Here is a 13,954-nt window from a genome sequence, read left to right as displayed (position 1 = left end):
GATAGCACAGGCCCCCGTTGACCTTAAAAACAACCGCTCAACCGCTTAAATCAAAATCAAGAAAACCGCCACGCGCGTTCTTTCACGCGCCATTCATCTCCTTTTGTACGCTTGGCTCAGCTCTGTGGTTTGCTACTGATTTGAGATTTCAAAGGTGGGTTAGTCTGAAGCTGCTGAGAGTATTGTCATCGCAGATTTAGAATATGGTATTGCTCGGTATCTACGGGCAGTTGTTTCAACTTCTCTAGTGAGAGTTTGCGGACGATTTTTCCATCTTTCAAAATGTGGATGGCGCGAATTCGTTCCGGGCTGCCGTCACTGATCTTGATAAAGCCGAGCGCGTAGGTATCGCAGCCGCGTGGCAGTGTGGGAACGTCGATGGTGACGCGACCATCTGCTGCGACGGGGAAATCATTCGTGTCTGCCACGCGGACGAGGTAATTCGTGGGGGATGTGGTGTGTAAGGAAAGTTTTTGATGGGATGGCGGATTTCCGGTGCGCAATGCGTAAGCGCAGCCGGTCAAGAGGAGAAGAGGCTGCAGGGCGGAGATGAGAGGGATCATCCGCATGATACTTGCTGGTGGCAGCGGAATCGCGATGTGTCGGGATGGGTTCACTCGTAGGTTGGAAAATATGCTCGATGCAGTGGGAAGCCAAGTGGGAAGCGTGGGGAACATAGTTTACGCAACCACGTTGTGGTTGACCGGGGAAAGGGCGGATGACTCAACGTAGTCCCGCTTGGGTGCGGGGAGGGTCTCTTGGCCATGGGCTTAGGGTTCAGGTCGGTCGGGGGACAGTTTCGCGTTTCTTGTTTCTAGTTTCGGGTGGGAAGAATAACCGCGAACCACGCGAAATACGCGAACGGGGGATTTTTCAACCGAATGGGGTCAAGCGAATGGGGAATTTGTCTCGGGTCGAAGGTTTCATGTCTGGAGGAAGCTGGTTTGGTTTTGGTAGAAAACCTCGGCACTTATATGCAAGTGCCGAGGTGGGAATAACGGGGAAATCGGAGGCGCGGGGATTGCCGGGGGGGACGATTATGGCAGGTTGAGGAGGTTAAGACCGCGCTGTCTGAAAAATCTTCAGTCGTAATTTCTTGGTGGGTAGTGGATTAGGAGTTGTGGTGGTTGTTTTAAGATAAATTTATTGAACTTGCGGGTTAGGATGATAGACTTTTGACAGTGGCGATGGGCCTTTGAATTTGCTCAAGGGCGGCGCTGCGAAAAAAGGAGATGGGAAAACCATCCGAGAGAAGAACGAGCAGATGAGCCGGTTGCACCGGCGTGCCCTCATGAGGGGAGATAGCGAATATCGAGAAATTTGGGGAGATGGGACTTATGGGGCGGAATAGGGCTTATGGAGGGGGAGCGAGGACGACGACGAGGACGATTACGAAGGGGTGGGTATGGCAATAATGGGCGTAAGAATGGGTAGCGCAAGGCGTTGTGTTTCTGTGGGACTTATGGCAGAAAGGCGGGGTTCAGTTGGTCGGACGCCGGTTTGGGGTGGTTTGAGGGATAGCGGCGGCGGCTTGGTTGGGGTGAATTGATTATGGCGACGGAAGGCTTTCAACCTTTTGATGATTACGGTTCCGAGTCCTCGATAAGAGGGCTGGTAGCCGGGCAGAAGGTATTGAAGCGGTATACGTTGAAGCGGGTGCTGGGTCGCGGGGGGATGGGCGTGGTCTGGCTGGTGCATGATGATGAGCTGGACCGGGATATCGCGTTCAAGTTCCTGCCGGATATCGTGTATCACGATAAGGCGGCGGTGGAGAGCCTGAAGCGGGAGACGCGGCGCAGCCTGGAGCTGACGCATCCGAACATCGTGCGCATTTATGACTTCGCGCAGGATGAGCATTGCGCGGGCATCTCGATGGAGTATGTGGCGGGGGATACGCTTTCCAATCTGCGGGTGTGCCAGCCGACGCATGTCTTCGAGGTTTCCGATCTGGAGAAGTGGGTGAAGATGTTGTGCCTGGCGCTGGAGTATGCGCATCGGGAGGCGCGGGTGGCGCATCGGGATCTGAAGCCGGCGAACTTGATGTTGAACAACAAGGGGGTGTTGAAGATCGCGGACTTCGGCATCTCACGCAGCATCAGTGATAACATGACGCGGGTTTCTTCCGCAGTGCATGGGGCGAGCGGGACGCTGGTTTACATGAGCCCGCAGCAGGCGTTGGGTGAAGCGGCGTCCGCGCTGGATGATATCTATTCGCTCGGGGCGACGTTGTTTGAATTGCTGACGAGCAAGCCGCCGTTCTTCACGGGCGAGATCATGACGCAGGTGCGGGAGAAGATTCCGCCGACCTTGGCCGAGCGGCGCAAGCAGTTGGGCATCATGGGCAAGCCGATCCCGCCGGAGTGGGAGGAGACGGTGGCGGCGTGTCTGGCGAAAGATCCGGCGAAGCGTCCGCAGAGTGCGTTGGAGGTTTTGCAGAGGTTGGGTCTGGCGGATACGTCGGGTCTGGAGGCGGCAAGTTTGACGACGACGGTGGCGGCGGAAGTCACTAATGATGTGGCGACACCACCGGAGGAGAAGGCAACGACGGCGAAGACGGAACCGGTGCCGTTGATGCAGATCGATCCTCCCGCACCGGCGACGGGTTCGAAGACGACGACGAGACCGGCACAGCCGCCGATGGAATTTACCATCGACAGCAAGGGTTTCAAGCCGGTGGGGCCGGGAGACAAGCCAGCGATCCCGCAGACGACGCGGCCGCAGCGGGTGGCGCGTCGAAGTATCGCGGCGATGATGGCGGTGCTGATCTTCTTTGTGGCGGCATTGACGTATTGGGTGATCACGGCACCGACGCGCTTGAAGTCAGGAACGGGCGGTGTGGAGGTGACTGCAATGCCGGACGGTGCGGTGTTGAAGCTGCCTAATGGGAAGAGCCTGAGCGCGGCGGGGCGCATCATGGATCTGGCACCGGGCAGGTATGAGGCGATGGTTGAAAAGCCGGATCATGAGCCGCTGATGGTTCCACTGGAGGTGAAGGAAGGGCAATTCACGGAGTTTCCGAAGGTAAACTTGAAGGCGTTCACCGGGCGGGTGGTTTTGGTGAGCGATCCGGTGGGGGCGAAGTTTTCGATCGATGGGAAACCGGCGAAGGCGGGTGAGGCGATTGAGTTAAGGCCGGGCGTGCATGAGCTCACGGCGGAGTATGCGCAGTGGGCACCGATGAAGCGCCAGGTCACCGTATTGAAGGATGACGAGTTGAACGAGGTGTTCGAGTTTTATCCGGGGACGGTGGAGATCACGAGCGAGCCCGAGGGAGCGAAGATTTTTCAGGGGGAGAAACAGATCGGGGTGACGCCGAAGGTCATCGCCGGTGTGCCTCCGGGCGGTGTGCTCTACACGTTGGTGCTGGATGACCACAATAGCGAGACGGTGCGGGGCGAGGTGCAGGGCAAACAATCGCTCAGGCTGAACCGCAAGCTGACAAAGGACCAGGGCACGCTGGCATTGAGCAGTTCGCTGCCGGGGGTGAATTTTTACATCGATGGCCGGCCTTTGGGGCAGATGGGCAGCAGTTTGAAGATGGAAACGAACGTTTCGCCTGGGCGGCATGAGATCACAGCGATATTGCGCGACTGGCCGAAGCAGGAGCGGACGGTGGAGATCAGCCGGGGCAAGGTGAGCCCGGTGCAGTTCGATTTCGCACCCGCCTCTGTGGTCGTTTCGAGTGATCCGCGAGGTGCCACGATCATCGTGCGCGGCTTGCCGGTGCAGACGACGCCGCACACGCTGGATGTGAAGCCGGGCGCACTCAATGTGCTGTTACAACTGGAGGGGCACGATCCGGTTTTACTGGAGACGAACGTGCTCTCGGGCGAGACGCTGGTGTTGCACGCGGTGCTGCCGCGGATGAGCCGGCCGTTCAAGATCAGGACGGTGCCCCCGGATGCACTGCTCTCAATGGATGGCATCTGGCTGACAAACCGGCCGCCGAGTTTCACCGTAGGGAAGCATTTGCTGCGCATCGAGCGGGAAGGATACGAAGCGCGCGAGATGGAGGTGGAAGTGAAACCTTCCGGGTTGAATGATTTCGGCGAGTTCGAGCTGGAACGTGCCTCTGGTGAGTTGCGGGTGCTGGCGCAACCGACGAGCGCGACGTTCGAACTCATAGTCAATGGAACGCGGGTGGAAGGTAAGGTGGCGGAAGCATTGAAAGGGATCCCGACGGGGACGCATCGTGTGCTGGTGAAGGCGAAAGGTTATGAGGATAAGGCGCTGGATGTGGTGATACGCAAGAATGACATCACGATCAGCGATGTGGTGACGCTGGAGCGCAGCAAGGGAACGATGCGGATCATCTCCACGCCGGAAGGGGCCGGCTACAGCCTCATCGGCCCGGACCAGGTGATGCGCAGCGGCACGACCACCCGTGATGAACCGAACCTGCCTTCCGGCACGTATCAGGTGACTTATACGATGGCGGGTTACGAGACGACGAACCGCGCGGTGGAGGTCCACAGCGGCGTGGCCGCGACGGCGGAGGTTTCCCTGATGAGGAGCCTGGCACCGGTGCGGATCCAGGTGAATGTGGCGGGGGCGGCGTTCAGGTTGAACGGACCGAATGGATTTTATGATGACGGCACATTGCCGTTGCCGCAGACGCCCATGCCGACGGGCAGTTACAAGCTGGTGGTGGACAAGGACGGCTATGATGAGGTGACGCAAAATTTCGACGTGAAGAAAGGGGAGACGCGGCTCGTGGATGTGAAGCTGGTGCGAAGTACGGGGTCTTTGCTTGCCACGATTTTGCCAGCTTCAGCGAATGCGGAATTGCGCGGGACGGGGTTCAGCAAAGCGGTAGTTTCGGGCAGCAAGCTGGAGAACATTCCGACGGGAGAATACCTGCTGGTGGCGACTTACAAGCGGTGGAGTGTGACGAACAAGGTTAGCATCGAGAGCAAGCAGATCAGCGAAGTGCCGGTGAAGTTGCCGTTCGGATCGGTGCAGATCGATTCCACGCCCTCAGGAGCATTGGTTTTTAAAGATGGCAGGGAACTTGGTGCGACACCCTTTCCGCTGGATGAACTGGAGCTGGGCAGGGCGAAGTTCCAGTTGCGCATGGCGCGGCATCGTTTTGAAGAGGTGACGGTAACGGTCCAGCCGCAGCAGGCGGTGAAGGTGACGAAGAAGCTAGAAGTGTATGCGGGTCCACAACCGGGAATGACGATGTGGACGAACAGCCTGGGGATGCGTTTCGTGCCGGTGGGCAATGTGTGGGTGAGCGTGTGGGAGACGCGGGTGAAGGATTTTCAGGCGTTCTATGATTCCGTCCGATACAATGCGGGTTCCGGTTGGCGCGATCCGGGGTTCAAGCAGACATCGTCGGAGCCGGTTGTCGAAGTGAGCTGGAACGATGCGACGGCTTTTTGCAAATGGCTGACGGACAAGGAGTCGAAAGGCCGGGTGCTGGAAGAGGCAAGTTACCGATTGCCGACGCAGGCGGAGTGGTTGCAGGTATTAAAGGGCGGCTATGCACCGGGGAATCATCTCTGGGGCAATGTGTGGCCGGTGCCGAGCGGGGTGGCGAATCTGGCGGAGAATGTTTCGTATGACCGGCATATGTTCACGGCTCCGGCGGGAAGTTATTTCCCGGCGAAGAACGGAGTTTATGATCTGATCGGCAACGTGTGGGAGTGGTGCCAGGACGGAGAGGGCGCGAACAAAGCATCAATGGGGCAATCGTGGTTGCAGTATCCGGCGGGAGATTTTTCACCGGAGATGAACCGCAGTTCGCCGGTCGATGCACGGGAGCGGGATATCGGATTTCGTGTAGTGCTGGTGCCAGCCGCAACGAATTAAACCAAGCGTAGAGAAAAGGAGGGGAAGATGGGAAAGTCAGGGTTTAGGGCGGAAGTCCTTGGCGGCTTTTTCGGCGAGGAGGACTTCGTGATTCTTCAGGAAACGGGCCATGGTGTCCCGGTTGTTGATGGCCTTTTCGTTATCCTGCTTTGCGGCGATGATATACCACATGAGGGATTTAACATCATCACGCGCTGCGCCCCAGCCCATTTTGTAACAGTCACCCACCATACGCTGGGCATCGGGCAAACCGCGTTCCGCCGCCTTATAGAGATACTGATAGGCAAGGGGACCGTTGAAGGCGACGCCTTCACCTGTGAGATACATCTCGCCGACGCGCAACTGCGCCATGGGCAGCTCCTGATCGGCGGCCTTCAGATACCATTTGTGCGCCATCTCGAGACTGGCCACGCGGACACCGAGCTTCTTCTCATAGCAATAGCCGAGTCGATACTGTGCTTCTGCATGTCCGGCTTCAGCAGCGCGTTGGTAATAGCGGAACGCCTCGGCGGGATCGGCCTTGCCGCGACTGAGGTGTGGATGACCGGTAGCGTAATAAGTGCCGAGGATGAAGAGGGAATTCGCGTCTTTGTTCCGGGCGAGATCGCGGAAGTAGGTCTTCCAGTCAGCCTCAGTTTTCGGAAGAGAAAGTGCCGTGTCCGCTGCAAAAGAAATCACGCCACCTACGGCCAAGGCAGCGGCGAGGCACAACGATTTCAGAACGCGAACGGACATTTCGCGGGAAGGTTAGTCAGGAGAGCGATGGCGCTCAATGGCAAATCACAACCGGTTTTTGCCGGGGGAGTTGAAACATTTTCTGGCACAAAGCCTTATCCATGTAACATTTTCAGGTGGAGCCGCCCTTGCAGGTTGACTTGGGGGCTTGAACGGGCGAAACAGGGGACCACATGTCCGGTCACCCGGACGATGGAAATAATCGGATGCAACGACCGCAAATGACGCCAGCTCCGGGCGAGCGCCTCGTGCGCTTCGTCGGTGACAGGATACGTTTTCGCCTGCAGGCACCCGCGCCAGGCGGCAACTGGCGGGCGCGTCTGCGCACGAATCTCGGCCGCGCCCATCAGTTGCGCGCGGAGATCGTCGCGGCGCATTTTCGTCCGCTGCCACTCGCCGGAGCTTCATGGCGCGATATCCCCATGCAACGTGTCGGTGATGCGTGGGAACTGGACCTGCCGCTGACTGAGGTGGGTTACTTCAAGTCCAAGGCGTATCTCATTGATGAACACGGCAACCAGCATTGGCCGGACGGTGCGGATTTTGGCCTGAGCGTGCAGCCGGATTGGTGCCGCAGTGGGAACACGATCTATTGCGCCTTCCCGCGCATGTTCGGTGCGGGCAAGACATTGGCGGCGACGATTGATGAGGCGAAGGAAGCGGAGTGGAAGAAGTTGGATGCACAGGGCTACACGATCATCCCCCCTTCTGGAAAATTACGCGATCTCGTCGCTGAATCGCCGCACATCTTCGAGACGTTGAATGCTCGCATTCTGCATTTGTTGCCGGTGAATCCTACGCCGACGACGTATGCGCGCTTCGGTCGTTACGGCAGTCCGTATGCGTGTGAGGACTTGACGGCGATTGATCCCGCGCTGGTCGTTTTCGACAAGCACACTACAGGTGTGGATCAGTTCAATGAGCTGACCTCCGCCGTGCATGCGCGTGGTGGACGCGTGTTCCTCGACATCGTTTTGAATCACACGGGTTGGGGGTCGTGGTTGCAGGAGAATCATCCAGAGTGGTTCGTGCGGAAGAAGGATGGCGAGTTCGAGAGTCCCGGTGCGTGGGGGACGACGTGGGAAGATCTCGTGGAACTCGACCAGCGTTTTCCGGGCCTGTGGGAGCATCTCGCGGAAGCGTTGCTCACATGGTGCCGTCGGGGCGTGGATGGATTCCGTTGCGATGCCGGTTATAAGATCCCGATGCCAGTCTGGCAATACATCACGGCGCGGGTGCATCAGGAATTTCCGGACACGGTCTTCCTGCTCGAAGGACTCGGCGGTGGTTGGGATGACACGGCGAACTTGCTCAATGACGGCGGCATGCAGTGGGCTTACTCGGAGCTGTTCCAGAATTTCGATGCGGCGCAAGTCTCCGGCTATCTCGATCATTGCCTTAAGCAAAGCGAGCGCGTGGGCCTGCTCATCCACTACAGCGAGACGCATGATAACAATCGTCTCGCTGCGCAAGGCAAAGAGTGGTCGCGCCATCGCAATCGTCTTAGCGCGATGACGAGTGTGAGTGGCGGATTCGGTTTCACCTGCGGCGTGGAATGGCTCGCGGCGGAGAAGGTGAACGTGCACTCCAGCCGTGGCATGAATTGGAACGCCACGCCGAATCTCATCGCTGAACTGAGTTCGCTGAACCAATTGCTCGCGGATCATCCGTGTTTCTTTGATAACGCGAAACTCACGCGGCTTTCGGCGGTGGGGGCACCGGTCTATGCGTTGCGCCGTGATTCCAATGACGGCAAAGATTCTGTGCTGATCCTCGCGAACACGGATCAGAAAAAAGCGCAGGGCATCGAGTTGGCGGACCTGAAATTCCTCGGTGACATGCCGATGGAGTTGACTGAAAAAGAACCGGCGACAGTGGAAGGATTAGAGAAGAGCCGCTGGCGTTTTGAACTGGCACCGGGTGCGGTGCATTGCTTGGCAGCGGAAACGTTGCCGCGTGGATTGGGCGGGCCGAGCTATCGACGGAAGCGTGCGCAAGCAGCGCTGGCTTATACTGCGCTCTCGCATGTGCTGGAAGAAGAGGAGATCGGGCCGGTGGAATGGCCCGAGTTAGCCGCCTTCTTTGCAGCTGATCCGGTGCGTTTTCTGACATTAGCCGCGCATGTGGAGCCAGATGCGGCTTCTAAGAATTTGATCGCTGCGTTGCGTGCTGCGCCAGTGGAGCAGCCGTATTCGCCGGTGATCGGCTGGACGGAAAAAGATGCGAAACGTGTGGTCATCGTGCCGCCGCATCATTGGTTGCTGGTAGAGGAGAAGCATCCATTCCGTGCGTGGATGGAAGCAGGCGGACAACGGCGCATCGGTTTTCAGAATAGCGTGCAACTGGACGGACATCACATCGCGCTGTTCCGTGTGAATGAATCTTTGGGCGATGCGGTTTTGAAGCTGGAACGCTTCGGGCCGCAGCCAGATTTGATCACAGCGTCTGTTCGATGCGTAAACAAGGGACCGGTGATGGCGCAGCCGCTGAATTTCCAACGTGGACAAGCGTTGGCCGATGGTCTCAATGCACCGCTCGTATTGCTCACAAATGGTCGTGGTTCCATGACGCGTATGTGCGTGGACCTCGGTCGTGTGAAGTCCAAGTATGATTGCGTGCTGGGCGCGAGTTTGCACTCGGAGATTCCGGTGGATCGTCATGTATTTCTCAAACGCCTGCGCCTGTGGGTGAACGCGGATGGTTTCATCACACCATTGGATGCGAGCACGTTGATGAGTTTTGAAGCGGGTCCGCCTGCTCACTGGCGCTTCCTCTGCAATGCGGGTGATGGTCGCGCGGTGGAGGTGCATCTCGTGGTGGATATGCTGGAGGGACGCAATGCGGTCGCGTTGCGTCTGCAGCGGTCCAGTGCATCACCGGCTTTGGGACGTCCGCTGCCGCGTGAGTGCGATGTGCGCGTGACGGCGCGCTTCGATATCGAGGACCGCAATTTCCATTGGGAGACGACGCGTAATGGTGGCGCAGATCATCATTTCGCGAGCAATATCACTGCATTGAAGGATGTTGCCGGTTTTGTGTTCAAACCGGCGAATGACCGGCAGTTGCGCGTGACGAGTGACACAGGTTCGTATCATCCGGGGGCGGAATGGTCACAGGGATTGCCGCATCCGGTGGAGGCTTCGCGTGGGCAATCTGGACAGGGTGATAGTTACAGTCCGGGCTGGTTCGATCTGCCGTTAAAATCAGGCGTTGAAGTGAACCTGTTGGCTTCGGCGGAGTTGGATACAGAGATTTCTGTCAGCGGATTCATTGAGCAACGCCAGCGCAACATCGAAGAAGCGGTGGCTTCGGCGGATGTGGCGGCTAATGATGCGTTTGGGCGACAACTGGCCATTGCTGCGCAGGCTTATTTGGTGAAACGCGGTAATGGGAAAACAGTGATCGCGGGCTATCCGTGGTTTCTCGATTGGGGTCGCGATTCACTCATCGCGGCGCGTGGTTACATCGCTGCGGGTTGCGCACGTGAAGTGATGGAGCTCGTGAAAGTGTTCGGACGTTTTGAGAAAGACGGCACGTTGCCGAACACGATCCATGGCGAGGATGCGTCGAATCGCGATACGACGGATGCACCGCTCTGGTATGGTGTGGTGTGCGAGGATTTGGCGGCGGTGATGGGGCCGGCAGTGTACACTACGGCAGTGGATGCACACGGACGCACGGTGCTGGAGGTGTTGCGCTCCATTGCGGCGGGTTATCTGCGTGGCACGGCGAACGGTATTCGCGTGGATGCGGAGACGGCGCTTGTATGGAGCCCGAGCCATTTCACATGGATGGATACGAACTATCCGGCAGGCACACCGCGTGAGGGGTATCCGATAGAGATTCAGGCATTGTGGATACGCCTGCTGCGGTTGCTGGAAAAATTGGGCACACCGAAAGCGGATGAAGCGTGGGGCGTTATCGCAGATCGCGCGACGAAATCGCTCGAGGAGTTTTTTTGGAATGAACGTCTCGGCTGGTATGCGGATTGTCTGCGCGCGCCCGCACACACGTCAGCACGTCAGGCGGCGATCGATACGGCGTTGCGAAGCAATTGTGTGCTGGCGATCAGCCTCGGTGTGGTGAAAGGCGAGCGTGCGCGCCGTTGTGTGGAGGCAGTGCGCCGTTGGCTCGTGGTGCCGGGCGCTTTACGTTCGTTGGCACCATTAAATGTGGATCTGCCATTGCCCATCCATTCGAGCAGCGGATGGTTGCTCAATGATCCGGCGAATCCGTATTGGGGTAAATACGAAGGTGATGAGGACACGCGCCGTAAGCCCTCGTATCACAACGGCACGGCATGGACATGGACATTCCCGGGCTTTTGCGAGGCGGTGGCGGTGGCGTGGAATCACGCACCGGATGCGGTGGCGGCTGCTCGCGCGTATCTCGGCAGCATGGATCGCATGATGATGGAAGGGTGCATCGGCCAGATACCGGAAGTGATCGATGGCGATGCGCCGCATCAACAGCGTGGCTGCGATGCGCAGGCTTGGGGTGTCACGGAGGCGCTGCGCGTATGGAAAGTGCTGAAGGCGCGGATGTGATAGAGTGAAGGGCGTTGGTGGCCGCGGTGCGGACTTCTCTTATATGGTCGCTAAGCAATGGCTTGATAGCGGGCAAAGCAGATTCCGCAGATTTTCCCAATGAAGACAAGGCCTCCAGTGCCATCCTCTTTTCATAAGGATATTTGCTGAGATGCTCGAGCAAAACAGGAACCAGTTTTCCCCCTTTGACCGGATCGATTGCGATGACAGCTTTTGCCAGACCGCAATCTTCATCCTGCTTCGTGCTCATCGCCTGAGCCAGTAACTCATCAACTACAGGCTGAGCCAAGATTCCCATGGATGCCAGCGCTTCACCGGCCCGGTCGCTATGCCAAGTCTTATTGGTAAGTGCGATCTGTTTTAGCTCGTACAGAATATTTGTGGCCATGTCGGGAGCGACTTTTCCCAAAGCAATAGTTGCCGGAATTCTGGCTTTGTTGTTGGTATCCTGTGCCAGTCGCAGCAATGCCGGTCCCGCATCTCTCCCGGTGGTGTTCCACGCATACATAGCCAGGGCGATGCTTTCATGAACGTCTTGGTTGGTGTCGCTGAGCAGTTTGAGCAGGGGTGGAATGATTTTCTGAGGTTCGTCAGTGATGCTTACCAATGCATGTGCCACATCATCACGGTTTGTTTCAGAGGGGTTATCCAGCATCTGAAGGACAGCGGGTATAGCAGCGGAAGCTTGGGGGCCGATCTCTTCCAGAAAATCTAAAGCAAGATGATGCCGACCTTCATTGGTGACCGAAAGCATGGAAATGAGATGAGGCACGGCGTTTGAACCAAGCCGGCCATAAACAGACCAAATGACTGTGTGTCCTCCTGTATCCATTGTGTATTCGAAGATGGCAGGTGAGAGTCCGGCTGCTTTTGGGCCTAAGATGTAGCAGGCAAAAAGACATGTGTATTTGCGGTTTCGATCTAGCTGCCAGGAGTCCGTGAAACTATATTTGGAAGAGGTGATCCGCATCAGGGAATCAGTGAGGTGATCCCGCCATCTTCCATGTCTTTCAGATATCCCCGCTTTCAGAAGCGGCAAGGCATTCGTCCCGATCTGTTGTATGGCGATCACCGCTCGATCATGCTTGGGATTATCATCGCTCCATAAACCGGAGAATTGTATGTTACCATTTCCGATAGTTGGCGGATCAAGGTCTTCCAGCCATGCACTCAGTTTCTTGCCTTCATAAACCGGGTCTGGCGGGCGGGTGAAATGATAGAGGAGGGCGCAGGTCACAACCACCGCGCAGCAAAAAAAATGGTGCGTTTTCTCCTCATCAGGTTATTCAGTGCAAGATAACAGCGCATCCGGACATGGCGAGGCGGAACTGGCTACAGCTTGTTAGATGTGCATTTTCCGCTTCTCCCCCTGAATGGAGTTGCGCTACGTTTCGTCCGATATCACCAAATACTGTTGCGCCCATGATACGCACCAAAGCATCCCAGCGGATTCTCGCCCTTGCCTGTACGGCATTCTTTGCCTTCACGCTGACGTCTTCTCTGCACGCTGCGAACTGGCCAAACTGGCGTGGGCCGAATTATGATGGATCTTCTCCAGCCAAGAACTTGCCCGTTGATTTCTCTGCGACGAATAACGTTGCTTGGTCCGTGACCATGCCGGGGCCGAGCGCGTCTTCGCCTATCGTTTGGGAGGATAAGGTTTTCGTGTCCTCTTTGGATTCCCGCACGAAAGGGTTGATGGCCATTTGCCTCGATCACAAAACCGGCAAGGAACTTTGGAAAGAGCAGGTCGGTATCGGCATCCAACAAGATAATCGCTCCAATCAGGCATCTCCTTCGCCGGTTACAAATGGAAAGATCGTGGTCTTCTTCTACGGCAACGGCGATCTGGTGGCGTTCGATCTCGATGGTAAAAAACTTTGGCAGCGCAATATCCAGAAAGATTACGGCCAGTTCGCCTTCCTCTGGACCTTCTCCACCAGCCCGGTCTTGTATGAGAACACGCTCTTCTTGCAGGTCTTGCAACGTGATGTGCCGGTGAATGGTCGTGGTCGCACTGATGGACCGAATGAATCTTATCTCCTCGCCCTCGAACCGACGACGGGTAAGGAGAAATGGCGCAAGGTGCGGCCAGATCAAGCGGTGTCGGAATCGAAAGAAGCCTTCTCCACACCGGTGCCGTATGAATACAAGGGGCAGAAGCAATTGCTCATCGCAGGAGGCGATTACATCAGCGGACACGATCCTAAGAATGGCGAGATTCTCTGGAGCTGGGGCACATGGAATGAGGCAAAGATCACGCACTGGCGTTTGGTGCCGACTCCCGTGGCAGGTGGAGGCGTGGCGCTCGCTTGCGCGCCAAAGAAAGAACCCGTCTTCGCCGTGAAGCTCGGGGGTAAAGGCAAATTGCCGGATGCTTCTGTCGCTTGGCGTAGTGAGCGTGCTGGCCCTATCAGCTCAGATGTGCCGACACCCGCTTTCGCGGAAGGCGATTTCTTTGTAGTGAGTGATGGTAATAAAACACTCTCCCGCGTGGAACCAGCCACAGGCAAGATCAAGTGGACTACCCCTCTGCCGGGCAAGGCGAAGTATGAAGCCTCACCCTCTGTGGCAGATGGAAAAGTTTACACCATGAACTTTAAGGCCGAGGTGACGGTATTAAGCACCGCTACGGGCGAGGTTCTGCACACGGCGGCTTTGGGCGATCCGACGGATGACACGACGCGCTCTACGATCGCTATCGCAGGGAACAGCATCTTCGTCCGCACGAACGGCAAGCTGTATTGCATCGGGCAGAAGCAGATGACGAGCCGATAAACGTCTGTTCGACACTCGACAATATACCGGTTTGCGGTGAGATTCCGTGACCCTGCCTATGCAATTGTGGCAGGTATGCA

At 57.1% G+C, this 13,954-nt stretch carries 6 protein-coding genes; 3 read left to right on the top strand and 3 right to left on the bottom strand.

The annotated features are described in order from the left end of the window. Positions 1–185 precede the first annotated feature (185 nt). Positions 186–569, bottom strand: coding sequence for a hypothetical protein (locus tag VGH19_14655; GenBank protein HEY1172608.1), 384 nt, complete (start codon positions 567–569; stop codon positions 186–188). 982 nt (positions 570–1,551) lie between these two features. On the opposite strand from VGH19_14655, the gene VGH19_14650 reads away from it, so the two are divergent. Further along, positions 1,552–5,814 (top strand): bifunctional serine/threonine-protein kinase/formylglycine-generating enzyme family protein, encoded by a 4,263-nt coding sequence (locus VGH19_14650; protein HEY1172607.1) that lies wholly within the window; start codon positions 1,552–1,554, stop codon positions 5,812–5,814. Between the two features lie 36 nt (positions 5,815–5,850). Here VGH19_14650 and VGH19_14645 read toward each other — a convergent pair whose 3' ends face one another. Continuing rightward, positions 5,851–6,549 (bottom strand): tetratricopeptide repeat protein, encoded by a 699-nt coding sequence (locus tag VGH19_14645; GenBank protein HEY1172606.1) that lies wholly within the window; start codon positions 6,547–6,549, stop codon positions 5,851–5,853. A 206-nt stretch (positions 6,550–6,755) separates the two neighbouring features. On the opposite strand from VGH19_14645, the gene VGH19_14640 reads away from it, so the two are divergent. Then, positions 6,756–11,096 (top strand): amylo-alpha-1,6-glucosidase, encoded by a 4,341-nt coding sequence (locus VGH19_14640; protein HEY1172605.1) that lies wholly within the window; start codon positions 6,756–6,758, stop codon positions 11,094–11,096. Here VGH19_14640 and VGH19_14635 read toward each other — a convergent pair. After that, positions 11,050–12,333, bottom strand: a complete 1,284-nt coding sequence (locus tag VGH19_14635; GenBank protein ID HEY1172604.1) for a hypothetical protein — start codon at positions 12,331–12,333, stop codon at positions 11,050–11,052. The genes VGH19_14640 and VGH19_14635 overlap by 47 nt on opposite strands. A 185-nt stretch (positions 12,334–12,518) precedes the next feature. On the opposite strand from VGH19_14635, the gene VGH19_14630 reads away from it, so the two are divergent. Next, the gene (locus VGH19_14630; GenBank protein ID HEY1172603.1) at positions 12,519–13,874 is read left to right on the top strand and encodes a PQQ-binding-like beta-propeller repeat protein; all 1,356 of its coding nucleotides are present in this window, start codon (positions 12,519–12,521) and stop codon (positions 13,872–13,874) included. Positions 13,875–13,954: the final 80 nt, after the last annotated feature.

Source organism: Verrucomicrobiia bacterium (assembly GCA_036405135.1).
GTDB lineage: Bacteria > Verrucomicrobiota > Verrucomicrobiia > Limisphaerales > JAEYXS01 > JAEYXS01.
This window is presented reverse-complemented; position numbering and strand designations above follow the sequence as displayed.